24 protein-coding genes are annotated in these 18,831 nt (G+C 62.0%); 14 read left to right on the top strand and 10 right to left on the bottom strand.

The features are described 5' to 3' along the window. The first annotated feature begins 203 nt into the window (after positions 1-203). Positions 204-1,439 (top strand): acyl-CoA dehydrogenase family protein, encoded by a 1,236-nt coding sequence (locus AC3WKX_RS03600; protein WP_102605854.1) that lies wholly within the window; start codon positions 204-206, stop codon positions 1,437-1,439. Here the strand turns inward: AC3WKX_RS03600 and AC3WKX_RS03595 are convergent. After that, a complete protein-coding gene (locus AC3WKX_RS03595) occupies positions 1,436-2,221 on the bottom strand; it encodes a sulfite exporter TauE/SafE family protein (protein ID WP_008430805.1) in 786 nt (261 codons plus the stop codon). The two genes, AC3WKX_RS03600 and AC3WKX_RS03595, sit on opposite strands and share 4 nt — an antisense overlap. A gap of 82 nt (positions 2,222-2,303) precedes the next feature. After that, complete coding sequence (locus tag AC3WKX_RS03590; protein ID WP_003215268.1) at positions 2,304-3,083, bottom strand: class I SAM-dependent methyltransferase; 780 nt, start codon at positions 3,081-3,083, stop codon at positions 2,304-2,306. A gap of 137 nt (positions 3,084-3,220) precedes the next feature. Here AC3WKX_RS03590 and AC3WKX_RS03585 point away from each other — a divergent pair, with 137 nt between their 5' ends. From AC3WKX_RS03585 to AC3WKX_RS03565, 5 genes are all read left to right on the top strand, one after another. After that, on the top strand, positions 3,221-3,742 hold the full coding sequence (locus tag AC3WKX_RS03585; protein WP_102605855.1) for a DUF3455 domain-containing protein: 522 nt from the start codon (positions 3,221-3,223) through the stop codon (positions 3,740-3,742). A 70-nt stretch (positions 3,743-3,812) separates the two neighbouring features. Then, the gene (locus tag AC3WKX_RS03580; protein ID WP_087692699.1) at positions 3,813-4,340 is read left to right on the top strand and encodes a sigma-70 family RNA polymerase sigma factor; all 528 of its coding nucleotides are present in this window, start codon (positions 3,813-3,815) and stop codon (positions 4,338-4,340) included. Then, entirely contained in the window at positions 4,337-5,020 is a 684-nt protein-coding gene (locus AC3WKX_RS03575) for an anti-sigma factor (RefSeq protein WP_003215263.1), read from the top strand. Before AC3WKX_RS03580 ends, AC3WKX_RS03575 begins: the two co-directional genes overlap by 4 nt. A 114-nt stretch (positions 5,021-5,134) precedes the next feature. Then, positions 5,135-6,388, top strand: coding sequence for a chloride channel protein (locus AC3WKX_RS03570; RefSeq protein WP_102369179.1), 1,254 nt, complete (start codon positions 5,135-5,137; stop codon positions 6,386-6,388). Between the two features lie 87 nt (positions 6,389-6,475). Beyond that, positions 6,476-7,030, top strand: a complete 555-nt coding sequence (locus AC3WKX_RS03565; protein ID WP_008430812.1) for a UPF0149 family protein — start codon at positions 6,476-6,478, stop codon at positions 7,028-7,030. 133 nt (positions 7,031-7,163) lie between these two features. Here AC3WKX_RS03565 and AC3WKX_RS03560 read toward each other — a convergent pair whose 3' ends face one another. Together AC3WKX_RS03560 and AC3WKX_RS03555 are read right to left on the bottom strand one after the other, a co-directional pair. Continuing rightward, positions 7,164-7,793, bottom strand: a complete 630-nt coding sequence (locus AC3WKX_RS03560; protein WP_102605856.1) for a lytic polysaccharide monooxygenase auxiliary activity family 9 protein — start codon at positions 7,791-7,793, stop codon at positions 7,164-7,166. Between the two features lie 212 nt (positions 7,794-8,005). Next, positions 8,006-8,359 (bottom strand): DUF1428 domain-containing protein, encoded by a 354-nt coding sequence (locus AC3WKX_RS03555; protein WP_102605857.1) that lies wholly within the window; start codon positions 8,357-8,359, stop codon positions 8,006-8,008. 174 nt (positions 8,360-8,533) lie between these two features. Between AC3WKX_RS03555 and AC3WKX_RS03550 the strand changes: the two genes are divergently transcribed. Further along, the gene (locus AC3WKX_RS03550) at positions 8,534-9,334 is read left to right on the top strand and encodes an isocitrate lyase/PEP mutase family protein (protein WP_102605858.1); all 801 of its coding nucleotides are present in this window, start codon (positions 8,534-8,536) and stop codon (positions 9,332-9,334) included. Here the strand turns inward: AC3WKX_RS03550 and AC3WKX_RS03545 are convergent. Continuing rightward, on the bottom strand, positions 9,331-10,230 hold the full coding sequence (locus AC3WKX_RS03545) for a LysR family transcriptional regulator (protein WP_102605878.1): 900 nt from the start codon (positions 10,228-10,230) through the stop codon (positions 9,331-9,333). The two genes, AC3WKX_RS03550 and AC3WKX_RS03545, sit on opposite strands and share 4 nt — an antisense overlap. A gap of 114 nt (positions 10,231-10,344) precedes the next feature. Here AC3WKX_RS03545 and AC3WKX_RS03540 point away from each other — a divergent pair, with 114 nt between their 5' ends. The 5 genes from AC3WKX_RS03540 (at position 10,345) to AC3WKX_RS03520 (ending at position 14,304) form a co-directional block, all read left to right on the top strand. After that, positions 10,345-11,244: an NAD-dependent epimerase/dehydratase family protein gene (locus AC3WKX_RS03540; protein WP_102605859.1), complete on the top strand. Its 900-nt coding sequence runs from the start codon at positions 10,345-10,347 to the stop codon at positions 11,242-11,244. Next, positions 11,241-12,071, top strand: coding sequence for an SDR family NAD(P)-dependent oxidoreductase (locus tag AC3WKX_RS03535; RefSeq protein ID WP_173883058.1), 831 nt, complete (start codon positions 11,241-11,243; stop codon positions 12,069-12,071). Before AC3WKX_RS03540 ends, AC3WKX_RS03535 begins: the two co-directional genes overlap by 4 nt. An 11-nt stretch (positions 12,072-12,082) precedes the next feature. Then, positions 12,083-12,541, top strand: coding sequence for a nuclear transport factor 2 family protein (locus AC3WKX_RS03530; protein WP_102605861.1), 459 nt, complete (start codon positions 12,083-12,085; stop codon positions 12,539-12,541). Positions 12,542-12,625: 84 nt separating this feature from the next. After that, entirely contained in the window at positions 12,626-13,882 is a 1,257-nt protein-coding gene (aroA, locus tag AC3WKX_RS03525) for a 3-phosphoshikimate 1-carboxyvinyltransferase (RefSeq protein WP_102605862.1), read from the top strand. Between the two features lie 32 nt (positions 13,883-13,914). Further along, the gene (locus tag AC3WKX_RS03520; RefSeq protein WP_102605863.1) at positions 13,915-14,304 is read left to right on the top strand and encodes a hypothetical protein; all 390 of its coding nucleotides are present in this window, start codon (positions 13,915-13,917) and stop codon (positions 14,302-14,304) included. A gap of 528 nt (positions 14,305-14,832) precedes the next feature. On the opposite strand, the gene AC3WKX_RS03515 is transcribed toward AC3WKX_RS03520, so the two are convergent. The 3 genes from AC3WKX_RS03515 to AC3WKX_RS03505 all read right to left on the bottom strand — a co-directional run bounded on the left by AC3WKX_RS03515 (position 14,833) and on the right by AC3WKX_RS03505 (position 15,863). Beyond that, a complete protein-coding gene (locus AC3WKX_RS03515; protein WP_102605864.1) occupies positions 14,833-15,051 on the bottom strand; it encodes a hypothetical protein in 219 nt (72 codons plus the stop codon). Positions 15,052-15,204: 153 nt separating this feature from the next. Next, complete coding sequence (locus AC3WKX_RS03510; RefSeq protein WP_102605865.1) at positions 15,205-15,579, bottom strand: tautomerase family protein; 375 nt, start codon at positions 15,577-15,579, stop codon at positions 15,205-15,207. Between the two features lie 5 nt (positions 15,580-15,584). After that, positions 15,585-15,863 (bottom strand): carboxymuconolactone decarboxylase family protein, encoded by a 279-nt coding sequence (locus AC3WKX_RS03505; RefSeq protein ID WP_008436391.1) that lies wholly within the window; start codon positions 15,861-15,863, stop codon positions 15,585-15,587. 107 nt (positions 15,864-15,970) lie between these two features. On the opposite strand from AC3WKX_RS03505, the gene AC3WKX_RS03500 reads away from it, so the two are divergent. Continuing rightward, positions 15,971-16,828: a LysR substrate-binding domain-containing protein gene (locus AC3WKX_RS03500; RefSeq protein ID WP_102605866.1), complete on the top strand. Its 858-nt coding sequence runs from the start codon at positions 15,971-15,973 to the stop codon at positions 16,826-16,828. Here AC3WKX_RS03500 and AC3WKX_RS03495 read toward each other — a convergent pair. Continuing rightward, on the bottom strand, positions 16,825-17,430 hold the full coding sequence (locus AC3WKX_RS03495) for an NAD(P)H-dependent oxidoreductase (RefSeq protein WP_102605867.1): 606 nt from the start codon (positions 17,428-17,430) through the stop codon (positions 16,825-16,827). The genes AC3WKX_RS03500 and AC3WKX_RS03495 overlap by 4 nt on opposite strands. A gap of 92 nt (positions 17,431-17,522) precedes the next feature. Between AC3WKX_RS03495 and AC3WKX_RS03490 the strand changes: the two genes are divergently transcribed. Next, entirely contained in the window at positions 17,523-18,125 is a 603-nt protein-coding gene (locus AC3WKX_RS03490; RefSeq protein WP_102605868.1) for a TetR/AcrR family transcriptional regulator, read from the top strand. Here AC3WKX_RS03490 and AC3WKX_RS03485 read toward each other — a convergent pair. Then, the gene (locus AC3WKX_RS03485) at positions 18,122-18,796 is read right to left on the bottom strand and encodes a GNAT family N-acetyltransferase (RefSeq protein WP_003215223.1); all 675 of its coding nucleotides are present in this window, start codon (positions 18,794-18,796) and stop codon (positions 18,122-18,124) included. The two genes, AC3WKX_RS03490 and AC3WKX_RS03485, sit on opposite strands and share 4 nt — an antisense overlap. Positions 18,797-18,831: the final 35 nt, after the last annotated feature.

The following is an 18,831-nucleotide window of genomic DNA, read 5'->3' as shown; positions in this document are numbered from 1 at the left end:
GTGAGAGGCCCGCACTACCGGCCTTCGAGCGCGGAAACAGGCGAAAAGCAGCCTGCTCCGAGCTGTCATGGATTGCAGCGGTTTGTCGTTTTGCTGTTGCAGGAACAACAGTTGAATCGGCACCCGTCCCGTAAATACGTGCCTTCGCGCCCGGCATGGACCGTGCAATAGCTCACCTATCTCACTGCCCAGGAACCGTCCCCATGACCGAACATCACGTGATCAATCCACTGTCCACCGGCGTCGATTATCACGCCCTGGCCGAACGCTTCCGGCCGATTTTCCAGCGCATCGCCGAGGGTGCCGTAGAGCGCGAACAAACCCGCGCCCTGCCCTACGAGCCGATCCAATGGCTCAAGCAAGCCGGCTTTGGCGCCGTGCGCGTCCCGGTGGAATACGGCGGTGGCGGCGCCTCCCTGCCCCAGCTATTCGAACTGCTGATCGAACTGGCCGAAGCCGACTCCAACGTGCCCCAGGCCCTGCGCGGGCACTTCGCGTTTGCCGAAGACCGCCTGAATGCCGCCCCCGGCGCGGCGCGAGACCTCTGGTTCAAACGCTTTGTCGACGGTGACATCGTGGGCTGCGCCTGGACCGAAATCGGCAGCGTGGCCATCGGCGATGTCGTCACTAAAGTCAGCCCCGACGGCGACAAATGGAAACTCAACGGTGAAAAGTTCTACAGCACCGGCAGCCTGTTTTCCGACTGGATCGACGTCTACGCCCAACGCAGCGACACCGGCGCCGACGTGATTGCGGCCACTCGTACCCAGCAGCCCGGCGTGGTGCAAAGCGACGACTGGGACGGCTTTGGCCAACGCACCACCGGCAGCGGCACCTCGCGTTTTACCGATGCGGTGGTGGAGGCGGAAAACGTCATCGACTTTGCCACGCGTTTCAAATACCAGACCGCGTTCTATCAGTTGGTGCTGCTCGCCACCCTCGCCGGCATCGGCCGCACAGCCCTCAAGGATGTGGCGCATCAGGTGCGCAGCCGCAAGCGGATCTACAGCCATGGCAACGCCGCCCATGTGAGCCAGGACTCGCAGATTCAGCAGGTGGTGGGTGAAGTTGCAGCGCTGGTGTATGCGGCCGAAGCCAGCGCATTGAAAGCCGCAGTTCCAGCGCAGCGGGCTTATGTGGCGCGGTTCGGTGGGGACGATGCCGTGGAGCACGAAGCCAATGTGGCCGCCGAAATCGAATCAGCCACGGCGCAGGTGGTGGTCTCGGAACTGATCCAGCGCGCCACCACTGAACTGTTCAACGCACTGGGGGCTTCGGATGTGCGCCAGGGCAAAGCCCTCGACCGGCACTGGCGCAACGCCCGCACCGTGTCGTCCCACAACCCGGTGATCTACAAGGCGCGGATTGTCGGCGACTGGGTGATCAACCGCACCGAGCCGCCGTTCGTGTGGCAGATCGGCAATGGGCCGGCGCGTTAAAACGCCAGCTTGAAGCCGATCATCACCAGCATGAACGCCAGGCAAGGACGCAATATCCCGTCCGGGACCTTGCCGGCCATGTGGCTGCCGACATAAATCCCCGGCAGCGAGCCCAGCAACAGGAAGCCCAGCAGGGTCCAGTCCATGTTGCCCATGCTGGCGTGGCCGAGGCCGGCGACCAGGGTCAGCGGCACGGCGTGGGCGATTTCGGTACCCACCAGGCGCTTGGTGGCCAGGAACGGGTACAGGATAAACAGCGCCACCGTGCCCAGGGCACCGGCGCCGATGGAGGTCAGGGCCACCATGGTACCGAGGACAGCGCCGGTGATGATGGTCAGCGCATTAAGGTTGCGCGGCGCCATCTTGTAGTCGTCGCCGGCATGCCGCTGGGCAAAGGCCAACAGCTTGTTCTTGAACAGGATCGCCGTGGCCGTCAGCAGCAAGACCACGCCCAGGGACTGCTTGATCACCGCGTTCAAGGCGGCGGGGTCGGTGTCCAGGCTCTTGAGAAACCACAAGGTCAGCAACACGGCGGGCACGCTGCCCAGGGTCAGCCAGCCGGTGATGGTCCAGTCGATGTTGCGATTCTTGCTGTGAACCAGCACCCCGCCGGACTTGGTGATGGCGGCGTACAACAGGTCGGTGCCCACGGCGGTGGCCGGGTTGATGCCGAACCAGAGCAGGATCGGCGTCATCAACGAGCCCCCGCCTACACCGGTCATTCCCACGATAAATCCAACAATCAGGCCAGCAATCGAGAAACCAAAATTACCTACATCCATTACCACTACCTGCGGCCTTATAAAATTCTGGCCGCAGCATAGCGATTTTTCTTATAACTACTTATATCAAAACGATCTGACTTTATGCCTTTCTGATCAGCCGCTGGCTGCGATAAGCCTGGGTCTGGTACGGAAACGCAACCGTCTCACGGCCGCGCAAGGCCGGATGCGTGTTGATCAGCGACTGCAACTGCTCAGTCACCTGCGCCTTTTCTGCCGGTGGCAATGCGGCGATAAAGCTCACGGAAAGGAAGCGGTCCATGATCACTTCCTGGGGGCTGCCGACATGGCTGTAGGGGAAGCAGGTCATTTCGGGGGCGGAAAAATACTCGCCGGTAAAGGCCTCGCGCCAACGTCCGGTATGAAAGCGCGGTGTGTCGCCCTCGTAGGGCGTGATGATTTCGGTGATGGCCGCGACCCAGTCCACCGACTCATCCCGCACATTCCAGATCAACCCAAGGCGACCGTCCGGCTTGAGCACCCGGTGAATTTCCGCCAGGGCCGCTTCCGTGGAAAACCAATGGAACGCCTGGGCACACACCAGGGCATCAGCGGTGGCCGCCTCCAGGGGGATGGCTTCAGCGGTGCCCGACAGCAGGCGCACCTGGGGCAGCAGTTTGTGCAACTGCGCGCCCATTGCCTCCACCGGCTCCACTGCGATCAACGTCGGCGCCACGGTGCTGAGCAAGCGGGTGAACTTGCCGGTGCCGGCGCCCAGGTCGATGACCGTGGAGTGGGGATTGATCTGCAGGGCGTCGGTGAGCCAACCCGTGAGTTGCCGTGGATAGTCCGGCCGGCCTTGGGCGTACGTGACGGCCTGAGTAGAGAAACCCTGTTGAGCAGACTTGTGAACACCGGTCATCGTCAATCTCTCCTCTGGTAGTGCGGGGGCCCACAGTGTGCGCCCTTGAAGATTTATTTTCTAATCGCTGCATCCGTTTGCGCGTGCCGTGGGTAGTACAGGTAGCAGCGCCTTGCTGCCCTTATGGAGAGACACCGATGAACGCCAAAGCCCTGTTCTGCGTGACCTGCCTGTTCGCCGCTGCACCGACTGCCTTTGCCCAGACCGGTTTACCCGACAGCATCAAGGTGCCGGACGGCCACAAGGTGACCATGGAAACCACCGGAGTCGGCGAAATCACCTACGAATGCCGGGACAAGGCCAATGCTGCCGGCCAGACCGAATGGTTTTTCGTCGGTCCCAAGGCGGTGCTCAATGACCGCAGCGGCCAGCAGGTCGGTAGCTACTTCGGCCCGCCGGCCACCTGGCAGGCCAAGGATGGTTCGAAAGTCACCGGCACCCAGTTGGCCGTGGCGCCGTCCAGCCCTGGCAACCTGCCTTATCAACTGGTCAAGGCCAACCCCGCCGAAGGCAAGGGCGCGATGAGTGGCGTCGCGTATATCCAGCGGGTGGCCCTCAAGGGCGGCGTGGCGCCAGGCACGGAATGCACGGTGGCCAACAAGGGCAAGCAGGAAGTGGTCAAGTACCAGGCCGACTACATCTTCTGGGCGGCCAACTGACCAGATTCGTCTACGCTGCTGCCAAAGCGCCCCGGGCTCACCGCCGGGGCCTCCACCTGGAAACCTGTCTTTGCCTGAAGCCGATTTTGACTATCAAGCCTGCCTGCTGGCCTGCGCCCGTGGCGAACAACCGGCCTTGCGCCGGCTGTATCAACAGGAAAGCAGCCGGCTGCTGGGGGTCGCGTTGCGCATCGTGCGTGACAAGGCGGTGGCCGAAGATATCGTGCATGACGCCTTCATCAAGATCTGGAACGGCGCGGCCAGTTTTGACCCGCACAGAGGCTCGGCCCGCGGCTGGGTATACAGCGTGACCCGGCACCTGGCGCTAAATGCCGTGCGCAGCAATGGACGCGAAGTGCCCCTCAGCGAAGAGCATGAAAGCGCAGAGCGCGCTGATACCTTCGACTATCAGGCGCACTCGGCGCGGATCTACAGCTGCCTCGAACAACTCGACCCGGCCCGCCGCAACTGCATCCTGCATGCGTATGTAGACGGTTATTCCCACAGCGAAATCGCGCACAAACTCGGCACCCCGCTGGGTACCGTGAAAGCGTGGATCAAACGCAGCCTCGCGGCATTGCGTGAGTGCATGGCATGAACAGCATCGACGAACTGGCCAGCGAATATGTGCTGGGCACCTTGCCCACCGAGCAACGCACCGAGGTGGAACAGCGCCTGGCCACCGATGCCGACTTGCGTGCGGCAGTGGACGCCTGGGAACAGCGCCTGCTGCCACTGACTGAACAGGCCGCCCCGGCAACGCCTTCGGTGTATTTATGGCGACGCATCGAGCGCAGCCTGGGGCATTCAGCCACCCGGGACTCGCCGGTCTCATGGTGGAACAGGCTGGCGTTGTGGCGCGGACTGGCCGGCGCCGGCATCGCGGCGAGCCTGGTATTGGCGACACTGCTGTTGACCCGTACGGCCGCCATCAACCCGACCGCTTATGTAGTGGTGCTGGTAGCCCCGCAAAACCAGGCGCCGGGCTGGGTAATCCAGGCGAGCAATACCCAGGAAATCCAGCTGATTCCCCTGGGCATCATGGAAGTACCGGCAGACAAGACGCTGCAGTTCTGGACCAAGGGCGAAGACTGGCAAGGCCCGGTGTCGCTGGGCTTGGTCAAGCCTGGACAGACGTTATCTGTGCCCCTGGACAAACTCCCGCCACTGGCGCCGAACCAGCTGTTTGAGCTGACCCTGGAAAATCCCGGCGGGTCGAAAACCGGCAAGCCGACAGGTCCGATTCAGGCAATTGGCCGGGCCGTTAAAGTAATCTGAACGTAATGCAATGTTGTGGAAGGCCAGTTCGCGCATGTGCATTACATCTCGGGGCTATGGCGTCACCATTGCGCTATAGAATCGGGCTCGGAAACCCGGCTCCCTGGACCCTTCATGCCCTCAAAAACCCGTTCGCTGCTGATTCTCGCACTTGTCGTCATCTTCACCGGCATCGGCGCCGGCCTGGGCGGCATGCTCCTCGCCTTGCTGCTGCACGGCATCCAGCATCTGGCCTACGGCTACAGCCTCGACAGCCTGATCAGCCATGAAACCTTTTTGCTCGGCGTCACCGCCGCCGCGCCCGAACGCCGGGTGCTGGTGCTGATCACCTGTGGCCTGGTGGCCGGTGTGGGCTGGTGGTTGATCTACCGCTATGGCCGGCCACTGGTGAGCATCAAGCAAGCGGTCTCCGCCCAGGCACCGATCATGCCGCCCAAGACCACCCTCGCCCACGCCGTGCTGCAAATCATCACTGTGGCCCTCGGCTCGCCATTGGGCCGTGAAGTGGCGCCACGGGAAGTCGGCGCGCTGGCCGCCACCTGGTTGTCACAACGGGCGCGACTGGCGCCGGACATGCACCGGCTGATCGTCGCCTGCGGTGCAGGCGCCGGGCTGGCGGCGGTGTACAACGTGCCGTTGGGCGGCGCGGTGTTTGTGCTCGAAGTGTTGGTGGGTGTGTTCAGTTGGCCGGCGGCAGTGATTGCGTTGGCCACCTCGGCCATCGGCGCGTCGGTGGCCTGGATTGGCTTGGGCGCAGAGGCGCAATACGTGGTGCCGCACTTTGTGCTCAGCCCTGGCTTGATCGCCTGGGCGCTGGGCTGCGGGCCGGTGTTTGGCCTGGCCGCCTACGGATTCACCCGGCTGACCGGCGCGGCCCGCAGCAACGCCGCCCGTGGCTGGCGGTTGCCGGTACTGTCGTTGATCAACTTCACGATCATCGGGGGCCTGGCGATTTTCCTGCCGCAGATCCTCGGCAACGGCAAGGGCCCGGCGCAACTGGGCTTTGACAATGAGCTGACCATCGGCCTCGCCGCGGTGCTGCTGGTGGTCAAGGTACTGATCACTGCGAGCAGCCTGCGCGCCGGTGCCGAAGGCGGTTTGCTGACCCCGGCGCTGGCCAACGGCGCCCTGCTCGCCATCATCCTCGGCGGCGCCTGGAGCCTGTTGTGGCCCGGCGTGCCGCTGGGGGCTTTCGCGATCATCGGTGCGGCGGCGTTCCTGGCATCGAGCATGAGCATGCCGTTGACGGCAATCGTGCTGGTGGCGGAATTCACCCGCATCGACCATGACTTCCTGGTGCCGATCATTCTCGCGGTGGCAGGTTCGATGTGCATGAGCAAGCTGTGCGTCCTGTGGGAAAAGCGCTGAAGAAGCTGGATTAAAACCCCGACACGCGCCATCCTCCGCGCTTTAAGCCGCCCCATCAGCGGCGTTCCACGCACAAAGGATATGCCCATGCACGACCAACCCCTCGCCCCCGCCGATTTCGAGTTCATCGACGACACCCTGCTCAAGTACGGCGACGACCACTCGGTGCTGAACCTGGCCGAGCTCGACGGTTACTTCACCGCCCTGGTTTCAAGCCCCGCGCAGGTGGAGGTTGCCGAATGGTTCCCCGGTATCTTTGGTGGGCAGAACCCGGATTGGGAAAGCCCGGAAGAAGCTGGCCAGTTCCTTGAATTGTGCGTGCGCCATATGAACGCCATTGCCACGCAACTGGCGACCGACGCCCAGGGTTTCAAGGCACGTTTCGAGGAAACCGAGCATCAGGACCAGCCACTGACCCTGGCGGAAGAATGGTGCTTTGGTTATATCCGTGGCGCCGCTATCGGCAACTGGCCAGAGCTGCCTGCCGAACAGGCCGGGCAACTGGAGAAGATTTCCTGGTGCGCCGAGCAGGACAACTTTGAACTGCCGGCAGACCTGGATGTAAATGCCCATCAGCAACGGGTAGCCGCTATCGAACCGGCCGCCCGTGCGTTGCACGACTACTGGTTGGCCCAGCGCTGAACGCAACACCTGTGGCGAGGGAGCTTGCTCCCGCTGGGGTGCGAAGCGCCCCCGATTTTTAGGGCTGCTTCGCAGCCCAGCGGGAGCAAGCTCCCTCGCCACATTTATGTTGTTCCTCCAGGTTCAGTTGCCGCTAGTTGAAATCGACGTCAAACGCCTGATAGAACGCATTGCCGGTGTTGGCCACGATCCACATCAACACCAGCACATGCCGGCCCTTCTTGCCCTTGGGCAATGTCACCTGATGTTCAACCTTGGCCTTCAGTTCAGCCGAGTGCTGGTAGTACGGCACCTGGGTGTAGAAGTCCTCGAAGAACGGCTTGGCCTCCAGTTGCGCGCGGCTGATGCGCTGCCTGGGATCCCAACCGTCCCGGGTGATCAACCAGCGATAGCCACGGGTCACGTGCGCGGCGGTGTAATCCCACTGCACCTTGAACACCTGGCCGGCTTCAACATTCAACAACGGCCAGTTAAACGGAGTGTTGAGCTTTTTAGCCATTTCTTCGTCGGTGAAGTTCACGCAGTCGCGGGCATCGGTCTTGCCGCCGCTGAGGATGTGCCCGTCGGCGGGCGGCGTGACGCTTTGATCGTCGGTTTCATAAGGCGCCGGAAACGGCCCGGCGTTGAGGGCCGGGAAGTTCTTGCCGCCTTCCATTTCGTTGACTTGCCAGTTTTCCAGCAGGCCACGCTCTACCGCCACCGAGCCACGGCTGGCGGGTGTCACGACGCGACCATGCCTGAGTTGAGTCTGGGGTTTGTTCATTTCAGTCACTCCTTGATTGAAGACTTCCCCTCATGGGAAGCGCCTTGAACTTAGCCCACCTCGCCGGGTTGTCTACCCGACGGTTCTGTCAGACAAATCGCGTCATGTCCTTGTTTTGCGTAGCTTTCGCACTGGTCTTGCACCAGAGTTATCGTCGGTCCTACCCTGCGACAGGCGATCGGACTACAGCCGCCGTCCATGAACGCCTGGCCTCAGGTGTTGAGGATCATCTCAAATCCGCCATAGATCATCCGTTGCCCATCAAACGGCATCGGATTGACGTCTGCCTTCAGGCGCGGGTCTTCCATCACCTTGCTCATCCCGGCGTCACGCACCTGCCGCGACGGCCAGACGATCCAGGAAAACACCACGGTTTCATCCTCCTTGAGCTTGACCGCCATGGGAAACGAGGTCACCTGCCCCTGGGGCACGTCATCGCCCCAGCACTCGATGATATTCAGCGCGCCATGGTCCTTGAACACCACGGCGGCGGCCTTGGCGTGCTGGATGAATTGTTCGCGTTTTGCGGTGGGCACCGCGATCACACAGCCATCTACGTAAGACATGATCACTCTCCTGATTCGACGGGTTGTTCTGCCTGTAGTCGATCAATCAGGCGCTCAATCGACATCAACGTGGGAAATGTCGACCAGTGGTGTGTTATCGATTGCGATGCCGGGCCGATTCTTGATATGACAGGCGCCTTCAACAACAAAGCCCACTCAAAGGACTGACCCGCCATGACCGCCCACGCCACCGCCTTCCACGCCCTGCACCACGCCCAATTGCTGATCCTGCCCAACGTTGCCGATGCCGGCGGTGCGCGCCTGGTGGCGCAACTGGGCAGCCAGGCCGTCGCCACCAGCAGCGCCGCAGTCGCCTGGACCCATGGCTACAAGGACGGCAATCAACTGCCTCTGCCGTTGCTGGTGAGCACCGTGCAGTCCATCGCCCGCGTCATCGATGTGCCGCTGAGCGTGGACATCGAGGCCGGTTATTCCGACGACCCGGAGCACGTGGGCCGGGTGATCAAGGCGGTGATCGACGCCGGTGCCGTCGGGATTAACATCGAGGACGGTGCCGGCACGCCTGAACTGCTGGCCCGCAAGATCGAAGTCGCCCGTCGTGTGGCGGACAACTGTGGCGTGAAGCTGTTTATCAATGCCCGCAGCGACGTGTATTTGAAAGGATTGGCCCCGGAGCCACAGCGCCTTGAAGAACTCCTCAAGCGCGCCGCGTTGTACCAGGGCGCAGGCGCCGACGGGCTGTTTGCCGCCGGCATCCACCTGGAGCACGAAATCCAGCAGCTCTGCCAGGCGACCAACTTGCCGGTCAACGTGCTGGCCTGGGCCGGCCTGCCCGCGCCCGAGACGCTGCAAGCCTTGGGCGTACGCCGCCTCACGGCCGGCTCGAGCATCGCCGAATTCCTGTATGGCGCCATGCACAGCCTGGCCGAAGGTTTCCTGCGAACCGGGAAGCTCGATACCCATGAGCTGAAGTCGTTCACCTACGGCGACTTGAATGGCCGCATGCCGGGTTAAGACGTCCCACGTACCAACGGCATATTGGCGACAATAAATTCGATAAACACCCGCAGCTTGGGCGGCACCTGCCGCCCCGACGGCCACAGCAGGTTGAACTGGCCACCCTCCCAGGTGTAATCCCCAAGCACCTCCACCAGATGCCCGGCCGCCAGCGCCTCGCGCACCACGAAGTCGGCCGCATAAGTCAGGCCTTGGCCTTGCACCGCCAGCTCCATGCGCCCTTCCACCGAATTGCAGATCATCGAGCGCGGCAGCTCAAGCTCCAGCGCTCGCTCGTCGCGGCGCATCTGCCAGGCCTGGAGTTTGCCGGAGGCGGGAAAGCGGAAATGGATGCAGCGATGTGCGTGCAGGTCTTCCGGGCAACGCGGCGTTCCGTTCCGCGCCAGATAATCCGGGGAGCCAACGACCATCATTCGATAAGTGCCCAGCGGACGCGCCGACAGCCCGGAATCCTTCGGCGCACCGCTGCGGATCACTGCATCGAAACCTTCGGCGATCACGTCAGCCAGACGGTCGTTGAAATCCAGGTCCAGCTGGATCTGCGGGTACAACGCCTGGAACTCGCCGAGCATCGCCAGGAACGGCCGGGCAATCATCGGCAGGCCAACCCGCAGCGGTCCCTGTGGCGCGGCAAGGGTTTGCGACAGCTCTTCACCCGCCACTTCCAGCTCCGCCAACACCCGCCGGCAGCGCTCGACAAACTGCGTGCCCTGGGCCGTGAGGGTGATGCTGCGGGTGCTGCGATGGAACAGCCGCACACCAAACTTTGCCTCCAGCCGGGCAATGCTTTTGCTCACCGCCGACGCCGAAATGCCCAGCGCCCTGCCCGCGCCGACAAAGCTGCGGGCTTCAGCCGCCGCAACAAATACGCCGATGGCATTCAGGCTTTCCATACGCTCACCCATTAAGGACTCTGGAGTCCATTCTAAACAGAACTAAAGCCTGTTTTTCCGCTAATTGTTCACGCCTATGGTGGTGGCTTGTTCCCCAGCCACAGGCTTTTTCCCATGAAGATTTTACTTACCGGTGCCAATGGTTTCGTCGGCGGCAGCGTTGCCCATCACTTGATCGCCCAAGGGCACAGCGTGCGCGGCTTGCTGCGGGACCCGCAGAAAGCCGAACGCCTGCAAGCCCAGGGCATCACTCCAGTGATTGGCAGCCTGGATGATCGCCAATTACTGATCGACGAAGCTCGCCAAGCCGATGCGGTGATTGATGCCGCCAACAGCGACCACGCCGGCGCCGTCGACGCGTTTATCGAGGCGCTGCAGGGCTCCGGCAAACTGCTGATCCACACCAGCGGCTCCAGCATCATCGGCGATGATGCGTTGGGTAATATGCTGTCAGAACACATCTTCGACGAAGACACGCCGTTCATCATCGAGGCCCCCAAGCAAGCCCGCTACGACATTGACCTGCGCATGATGGCTGCCGCCGACCTGGGCATTCGCAGCGTGGTGATCTGCCCGAGCAATATCTATGGCGTGGGCCATGGCCTGACCAATCACAGCTTCCAGCTGCCGTTCCTGATGGCCCGCGCCCGGGAAACCGGGGTGATGCGTATCGTCGGGGCCGGTGTCAATCGCTGGTCCAACGTGCACATTGACGACGTCGCGCAACTGTTCCTGCTAGCCGTGGAAAAGGCCCCGGCCGGCGCGTTCTACTTTCTGGAAAACGGTGAAGCGTCATTCATCGACATGGCCGCCGCACTGGCCAAGCGCATGAACCTGGGCGCGGTGCAGTCATGGCCGGCCGACGAAGCCGAACGACACTGGGACCCGATGCATGTGCACTACACCTTCGGCACCAATAGCCGGGTCAAGGCCAAGCGTGCTCGCGCCGAGCTGGGTTGGGCGCCGCGGCACGCTTCGATCCTCGACTGGATCGGCAGCGAGATGCCGCTATGAGCCGAGTCTGGATGATTACCGGCAGCGCTGGCGGCCTGGGTGCCGGCATCGCCCGCGCGGCGCTGGACCACGGCGACCAGGTGGTGGCGACTGACCTTGACTTGGCCCGCCTGGATCAAACCTACGGCGGCGACCAGGTGATGACCGCCGCGCTGGACATCCGCGATGAGCAACAGGCCGAAACGGTGGTGGCCGCCGCCATCGCACGATTCGGACGCATCGATGTGCTGGTCAATAACGCCGGCTACGGACAGTTCGGGCCATTCGAGGAAGTCGAGCCCGAGGCCATCGAGCGTCAGTTCGCGACCAACGTGTTCGGCACCTTCAACGTCACCCGCGCAGTGCTGCCGGTGATGCGCCGCCAGCGCAGCGGGCACCTTGTGATGATGTCGTCCAATGGCGGCTTCAAGGGCGTGCGTGGGGCCTCGATGTATTCGGCGTCGAAGTTTGCGATTGAAGGGTTTTCTGAAGCCCTGGCCGAGGAAGTCGCCGAGTTCGGCATCCGCCTGACGCTGTTGGAGCCCGGGGCGTTTCGTACTGACTTTCTCGACAGCCGCACGCTCAAGCTCGGCACCCGGGCACTTGAGGATTACGCCGAATTTCGCGCCCGCACGCTGGCGGTCTTCGAGGCTCGTAATCACCGGCAAATCGGCGACCCGTACCGACTCGGCCTGGCGGTTGTGCAATTGGCGGCTCTGGCAGCACCGCCGTTGCGCTTCGTCGCTGGCAGCGATGCGCTGAGTGTCGTCGAAGCCAAGCTGGACCAGGTTCGCGCCGATCTTGAACGCTGGCGCTCGCTGTCCACCTCCACCGATTTTCCTCAATAAAGGCCTCTGTCATGACTGACCTCATCACCCGCGTAGAACAGCTGGAAACCCGCTTCGCCCTGGAGCGCCTGATCAGTGAGTACGCCCACGCCTTCGACGCCCGCGACGAAACACTGCTGCGCAGCATCTGGCACGACGACGCACGGCTGGACCTCGGTGCCGCGTTCGGCTGCCATGACGGCGTCGCCGCGATCATTGCTTCCGCCCACCTCAACTGGGCAGCCATGCCGCATATGCATCACTGGATGGCCAACCCGCTGATCGACATCAGCGGCGATACCGCCAGCGCGAGGGTTGCGGTGGATTGCCTGTGCACCCATAACGAACTGGGGCAGGTGCAGATCAGCGGTCTTTATCACGATCGGTTCGAACGCCGGCAAGGGCAATGGGCGTTCAGCGAGCGGCGCTTTGAGCTGCATTTCCTGACACCACTGGCCGCCTGGAAGCCGGTGGCAGGGCTGGAGGCGTAGATCCATGCTCGACAAGGGTAGCGTGTTTGGCCGATTATTCGTGTCCGCCAAACGCCACCCGCCTTGAAGCAGGAGCCTTGTACCTTGAGTTCGCAGAAAACCGTGACCGTTACACCGCCCAACTTTCCATTGAACGGCAAGGTAGCGCCCCCCGGCTCCAAATCCATTACCAACCGTGCCTTGCTGCTGGCGGCCCTGGCCAAGGGCACCAGTCGCTTGAGCGGCGCGCTGAAAAGCGATGACACTCGCCACATGTCGGTGGCCCTGCGGCAGATGGGCGTGGTGATCGATGAACCGGACGACACCACGTTCGTCGTCACCAGCCTGGGCAAGCTGCAATTGCCGGCGCAGCCGTTGTTTCTCGGCAACGCCGGCACGGCGATGCGCTTCCTCACCGCTGCCGTGGCCACTGTACAAGGCACCGTGGTGCTGGACGGCGATGCCTACATGCAAAAACGCCCGATCGGCCCGCTGCTGGCGACCCTCGGCCAGAATGGCATCCAGGTCGACAGCCCAACCGGTTGCCCACCCGTGACCGTCCATGGCACTGGCCGCGTGCAAGCCAAGCGTTTCGAGATCGACGGCGGCCTGTCGAGCCAGTACGTGTCGGCGCTGCTGATGCTGGCGGCGTGCGGCGAAGCCCCGATTGAAGTGGCACTGACCGGCAAGGACATTGGCGCCCGTGGCTATGTCGACCTGACCCTGGACTGCATGCGCGCCTTCGGTGCCCAGGTAGACATCGTCGATGAAAGCACCTGGCGCGTGGCCCCGACCGGCTACACCGCCCACGACTACCTGATCGAGCCTGATGCTTCCGCCGCCACCTATTTGTGGGCTGCCGAAGTGTTGACCGGCGGCCGCATCGACCTCGGTGTCGCCCCGCAGGATTTCACCCAGCCCGATGCCAAGGCCCAGGAAGTGATCGCGCAGTTCCCGCACATGCAACCGGTGGTTGTCGGTTCGCAGATGCAGGACGCAATCCCCACCCTCGCCGTGCTCGCCGCGTTCAACAACACGCCGGTACGTTTCACGGAACTGGCCAACCTGCGGGTCAAGGAATGTGACCGGGTGCAGGCCCTGCATGACGGCCTGAATGAAGTCCGTCCGGGCCTGGCGACCATTGAAGGTGATGATTTGCTGGTGGCCAGCGATCCGGCCCTGGCGGGCACCACGTGCAACGCGCTGATCGACACCCACGCCGACCACCGCATCGCGATGTGCTTTGCCTTGGCGGGCTTGAAGGTCTCGGGGATCAGGATTCAGGACCCGGACTGCGTCGGCAAGACCTATCCCGAGTACTGGAAAGAGCTGGAAAGCCTTGGGGTTCATCTGACCTGGTAAGCCAACGGCGCCGGTAACGGGAGGGAGACTGCATGACGATTCGCCAACCCTGCCCACCCGGCGTCTGCGACTGCAATCGTGAGCAACTGCTCAACCTTCTCGGCGCCGATGCACGCATCCTGCACCTGACGCGCCAGGAAGAAAAACGCCTGCTCGAACGCCTCGAAAACCTGCAAAGCCTGCCCGATCTTGAGCGCATGCAACAGCTGATGTACCAGCAACTGGGCATTCGCGTGCATATCGCGCCGGGCCATACGGAAGTGAAGACGATGCGCGGGATTCAGATCGTTATCGATGACTTGCCGGGGTTGTGTCGCAAGACCCGGCAGTCGATTCCAGCGGCGATTCGCAAGGGCATGGAGAAGCGCCCGGAGATTGCGTATCGGTTGCTGGATGCTCATGACTTGTTTCGCGAGGGTTGAGGGCCGCGTTCCATTTGCGGCGATTTTCACGCTTGAGTCTGCGGGCCGTTTTGTATTCGAGGCGAGCCTGGGCCATCTCCTGAGTACGCGGGGGCCGAAAGCCGGCTTTGTAGCGCTGGCGTTCGTGACGAAGTAGAACGAGTTCTGCGCGCGTTTGGCGGTGGCGGTGGGTATTGAGCAGGTAGAGGCTTAGCAGCGGGAACAACAGCCCCGTTGTGTAGATAAAAGGATGGGGCTGATAGCTGTAGGTGAACAGCACAATGAAAAAGCTCATCACACAACTGCCTGCCAGTATCCAGACGCCCCAGGCGCGACCTCGGAGGATAAGAAAGTTGCCCGCTGACAAGATAATGGAAGCGATGCCCACATCCAGTCCCGTGTAACTACGATAAGCAGGCACGCCTCGCATGTAGGTACTACCCATCGACGACCCCGCTACCGCAAGAGCAAAAAGCGCAAACATAAAAGCACTGATGAAAACAGGGAAATAGTGAGCCATAAAAGCTCTAGGGGAATTTCTCAGCTCCATTATTCAAACTCTTCATATAGGCCGATGGCCAGTGTCCGGATATTCCCGGAGACGCCGCTGCCTATGACACTCATGGTTGCACCCACTCCTGCCCCCGCAATCGCCGAGTCAGCATCGATCGCGGCAAACAACCGGCCGAGGTCGATACTGCCTTCGATCCGTTCGCGGGTGGTGCGATAGGCAGCTGGAAAACCGTCCTTCAAGACGCTGGAAGTCATTCCTTTACTCCTGGATTCCACGAGAGCGCAAAGAGTAAGACTGAGCCGCCTGAAAGGTTGTCAGAAAGGTCCTCCTTTCCAGACTGACATTTCCCGATCACCTCTCCATACCTTGTGGGCAATCATTCCAATTGGAAAAGTACGCCCGTGCTACTAATTCCCTCTTCCCCCCGCAAACGACCACTCATCCGCCGCCGTCGTTGTAATCACCACCATCACATCCTCAGGGCTCAGCCCAATCGTAGCCTCCAGCCGCTCCACCAACACCTGGTAAAACCGCCGTTTGGTCTCGGTATCACGAGGTTTACCGCCCGTGATCGCGATGAGTACATAGTCGTGGCTGCGCGGGCCGCCCAAATAGTTGGGGTCGATGATCATCTCGCCAATTTCGTGCTGGTGGATCACGTGGAAGCGATCCGCGTCAGGAATCTTGAAGCTCTCAACCAGGGCGTCATGCAATTCCTGTGAAAGCGCTTGCAGATACTCAGGGGATTTCCCGCGGTGCAAGGAGATTCGGGCGTAAGGCATGGTGGTTACTCCGCAGGATGGATGGCTGCCAACAGGTTCAGCGCCGACGCCGCTGTCGGCCAGCCGGAGTAAAACGCCAGGTGAGTGATGACTTCACCCAGTTCCTCGACGCTCAAGCCATTGCCAACCGCCCGCTGCAAGTGAAACGGTAGTTGCTCCAGACGGTACATCGCCACCAGTGCCGCCACGGTGATCAGGCTGCGCTCCCTGGGCGACAGGCCCTCGCGCTCCCAGATATCGGCGAACAGCACGTCGCGGGTCAGCTCGGTAAATTTGTTGCTCATGGGCGCTCGCTCCGACAATTCAGTTGACGGGCAAAAACTAGCAAGCCAGGATCATTCCGAATATCAGATTTAATAGCATCCACCATCCCGTTTTAATGGACCATTCAATGCGCCGCCCCACCTTCGACCTTGATGTACTGCGCACCTTCGTCACCGGCGTCGAGCTGAACAGCTTTGCCAAGGCGGCGGATCGCCTGGGCCGTTCGACTTCAGCCGTCAGCGCGCAATTAAAGAAACTCGAAGAACAGGTCGGCACGCCGGTGCTGAGCAAATCCGGGCGCGGGCTGGTGCTGACGCCGGTGGGTGAAGCGCTGCTCGGCCACGCCAGGCGGTTGCTGGACCTCAATGACACTGTCTTCAGCAGCCTTAACGAAACCCAAACCGCAGGCACTTTGCGCCTCGGTTTACAGGAGGATTTCGGCGAGCATGTGCTCAGTGACATCCTGCGGCGCTTCGCCAGGCTTTATCCGATGATCAGCCTTGAAGTGCGGATAGGCCGCAATGCCGAGCTGTTGACCCTGATCGACAGCGCGAGCCTGGACCTGGCGCTGACCTGGGAAACCGGTCAGACATCGTCCTGCCGCACCCGCCTGGGGCAAACACCCATGCACTGGATCGGGCCCCGGGACAAGCCCCAACTACCGCGCGCCGAAGACGCGCCGCTGCCGCTGGTGATGTTCGAGGCACCCTGCGTATTGCGCAGCGCTGCCACCGAAGCCCTGGACCGCGCCGGCATTGCCTGGCGCATTGCCTTCACCAGCCCCAGCGTGGGTGGGATCTGGGCGGCGGTCGATGCCGGGTTGGGTGTGACCTTGCGCACCCGTATCGGTTTGCCTGCGCACCTGCGTGTACTCGACGGTCTGCCGCCGGTGTCGTCCCTTGGCTATGAATTGCATTGCAGCCATCCAGCGCCAGGCGCTGCGGTCGAACAGCTGGCAGCGCTCATACAGAGCAGCCTGGTTTAGGCGGTTTCGCAGGGTTGCAGAGTGACGAACAGTTGTCGCCCCAACTTCGTCGCCGTCTCCAGATGCTGTTCGGCAGCGCCGCTTTCCGAGTCCAGCAGCAGCTCGGATGTCAGCACTTTCGCACCGCAGTAATCAAAGATCCCATGGTCGATTTGCGTGCGCATGGCGTCGGCATAGCCGTGGCGTTCAAACACCCCTTCGTCCGCCCCGCCAACGCCCAGTAAGTGCACCTGCAAGTGGCCGAGTTTTTTCACCACCTTCGTCTCAAGGCTGTAGTCGATCGCCCAACCGTTGACGAATACCCGGTCGATCCAGCCCTTGAGCAAGGCCGGCATCGACCACCAGAAGATCGGGTACACCAGCACCAAGGCGTCGGCGCGGTCGAGTCGGGCCTGTTCGGCCAGTACGTCGGCCGGCGGCGTGGCGCGGGTGCGATGCACTTTATGGTCGGCGGCGTTGTAACGCGGGTCGAAACCTTCAGCGGCGAGGTCGGCGATCTCGAAGGTGTGCCCTGCGGCAGTGATGCCGGCAGCAGCCTGTTTGGCGAGGCTGTGGGTGAGGGATTGTGGGTCGTGATGTGCAACAACGATCAGCGCGTGCATGGCAATGACTCCTTCGGGGGGTGGCGATGAGCAGGCAAATTGAGTAGGCTTGAGCTAAGTTACCGCTGGTAAGTTACTTTTGGTATATAAGCATGTCAAGCGATCAATCCCCTGCCCCTCGCCGCCGCTTGTCCCGGGATGACCGGTTGCGCCAGCTGCTCGACGTGGCCTGGCAACTGGTGCGAGAAGAAGGCACCGATGCCCTGACCCTGGGGCATCTGGCTGAGTTGGCCGGCGTTACAAAGCCGGTGGTGTATGACCATTTTGGCGATCGCGCGGGGCTGTTGGCCGCGCTGTATGAAGATTTCGACGCCCGTCAGAACCAGGTATTTGCCGCCGCAATCGAGGCCAGCGAACCCACCCTGGACGACCGCGCGTGGGTCATCGCCTCGTGCTATGTCGACTGTGTGTTGCTGCAGGGACGTGAAATTCCGGGCGTGATTTCCGCCTTGGCTGGCAGCCCGGAACTGGAAAGCATCAAGCGTGAGTACGACGTGATATTCCTCGGCAAGTGCCGCGATGCCCTCGCCCCTTTTGCCGTGGACGGTGTGATAACCCAGGCCGGTTTGAGGGGGATGCTGGGCGCAGCGGAAGCCTTGTCCCATGCCGCAGCGAGCGGGGAAATCAGCGCGCTGGAGGCACAGGAGGAGCTGTTTGCGAGCATCAAGTCGATGGTGAGTCGAGGAGCGCGTTAGCCCAGCCTTGCGTGCACAAACATCCGAGCCTTGTGGGTCATCTGGTCGAAGTGACGATCACGCTGTTTTTCGGCATCGACCATCGCCCGCTTGCCGTGCTTTTGCAGGAGGTAGGTGTGGATCTGCCGCACCTCCAGCGAGCTGTAGATCGACGCCACATCCAGCAACCCCATCAAGCCGTCAGTGCTGTAGTCGCGGGTGTTCATCAACACCTGGGTACCGCGCACACCGCGCAGTTGAAAACCCATTGACTCGAACGCCGGGACCTTCTCCACTGCGCAGGTCAGTTCGGCATGGGGGTAGCGGGCCAGCATGTCCTGCATCATCGCCCGCGCCACGCCTTTGCGCCGATGGCTGGCGTGCACCGCCATGTAAGCCACGCCGCACGCCTCGGGATCGTCCTTCACCGGCAGGTACAGCAGGAAGCCGATCACCTGCTCCTGCGCGTCCAGCGCGACGATCAATTCCACCGCAATGCCCTTGGACCCGCCCAGCGCTTCCAGGTACAGGTGCACCTCGTAGCCGATGGCGTACTGGTAGACGTTGTACAGCAGGTTGCTTGGCGGGATGGCGACCATGCTGATGTCCGTCAGGTAGTCGACCACCATCTGCAGGATCTGCGCGTTGATCGGCTCGGGGCATGGGGTTTCGTAATGGGTAAGGCTGAACATTTGAATTCCTGGTGTTTCATTTTAAGGCCCGGCGG

It is taken from the genome of Pseudomonas sp. GP01-A4, assembly GCF_058780865.1.
The sequence above is the reverse complement of the archived record's forward strand: the minus strand, read 5'-3'. Positions and strand labels throughout refer to the sequence as shown.

Excerpts from the sequence above, each read along its gene's own strand:
- AC3WKX_RS03600 (WP_102605854.1), top strand. The coding sequence starts at position 204 with ATGACCGAACATCACGTGATCAATCCACTGTCCACCGGCGTCGATTAT.
- AC3WKX_RS03595 (WP_008430805.1), bottom strand. The coding sequence starts at position 2,221 with ATGGATGTAGGTAATTTTGGTTTCTCGATTGCTGGCCTGATTGTTGGA.
- AC3WKX_RS03590 (WP_003215268.1), bottom strand. The coding sequence starts at position 3,083 with ATGACCGGTGTTCACAAGTCTGCTCAACAGGGTTTCTCTACTCAGGCC.
- AC3WKX_RS03585 (WP_102605855.1), top strand. The coding sequence starts at position 3,221 with ATGAACGCCAAAGCCCTGTTCTGCGTGACCTGCCTGTTCGCCGCTGCA.
- AC3WKX_RS03575 (WP_003215263.1), top strand. The coding sequence starts at position 4,337 with ATGAACAGCATCGACGAACTGGCCAGCGAATATGTGCTGGGCACCTTG.
- AC3WKX_RS03570 (WP_102369179.1), top strand. The coding sequence starts at position 5,135 with ATGCCCTCAAAAACCCGTTCGCTGCTGATTCTCGCACTTGTCGTCATC.
- AC3WKX_RS03565 (WP_008430812.1), top strand. The coding sequence starts at position 6,476 with ATGCACGACCAACCCCTCGCCCCCGCCGATTTCGAGTTCATCGACGAC.
- AC3WKX_RS03560 (WP_102605856.1), bottom strand. The coding sequence starts at position 7,793 with ATGAACAAACCCCAGACTCAACTCAGGCATGGTCGCGTCGTGACACCC.
- AC3WKX_RS03555 (WP_102605857.1), bottom strand. The coding sequence starts at position 8,359 with ATGTCTTACGTAGATGGCTGTGTGATCGCGGTGCCCACCGCAAAACGC.
- AC3WKX_RS03550 (WP_102605858.1), top strand. The coding sequence starts at position 8,534 with ATGACCGCCCACGCCACCGCCTTCCACGCCCTGCACCACGCCCAATTG.
- AC3WKX_RS03545 (WP_102605878.1), bottom strand. The coding sequence starts at position 10,230 with ATGGAAAGCCTGAATGCCATCGGCGTATTTGTTGCGGCGGCTGAAGCC.
- AC3WKX_RS03540 (WP_102605859.1), top strand. The coding sequence starts at position 10,345 with ATGAAGATTTTACTTACCGGTGCCAATGGTTTCGTCGGCGGCAGCGTT.
- AC3WKX_RS03535 (WP_173883058.1), top strand. The coding sequence starts at position 11,241 with ATGAGCCGAGTCTGGATGATTACCGGCAGCGCTGGCGGCCTGGGTGCC.
- AC3WKX_RS03530 (WP_102605861.1), top strand. The coding sequence starts at position 12,083 with ATGACTGACCTCATCACCCGCGTAGAACAGCTGGAAACCCGCTTCGCC.
- AC3WKX_RS03520 (WP_102605863.1), top strand. The coding sequence starts at position 13,915 with ATGACGATTCGCCAACCCTGCCCACCCGGCGTCTGCGACTGCAATCGT.
- AC3WKX_RS03515 (WP_102605864.1), bottom strand. The coding sequence starts at position 15,051 with ATGACTTCCAGCGTCTTGAAGGACGGTTTTCCAGCTGCCTATCGCACC.
- AC3WKX_RS03510 (WP_102605865.1), bottom strand. The coding sequence starts at position 15,579 with ATGCCTTACGCCCGAATCTCCTTGCACCGCGGGAAATCCCCTGAGTAT.
- AC3WKX_RS03505 (WP_008436391.1), bottom strand. The coding sequence starts at position 15,863 with ATGAGCAACAAATTTACCGAGCTGACCCGCGACGTGCTGTTCGCCGAT.
- AC3WKX_RS03500 (WP_102605866.1), top strand. The coding sequence starts at position 15,971 with ATGCGCCGCCCCACCTTCGACCTTGATGTACTGCGCACCTTCGTCACC.
- AC3WKX_RS03495 (WP_102605867.1), bottom strand. The coding sequence starts at position 17,430 with ATGCACGCGCTGATCGTTGTTGCACATCACGACCCACAATCCCTCACC.
- AC3WKX_RS03490 (WP_102605868.1), top strand. The coding sequence starts at position 17,523 with ATGTCAAGCGATCAATCCCCTGCCCCTCGCCGCCGCTTGTCCCGGGAT.
- AC3WKX_RS03485 (WP_003215223.1), bottom strand. The coding sequence starts at position 18,796 with ATGTTCAGCCTTACCCATTACGAAACCCCATGCCCCGAGCCGATCAAC.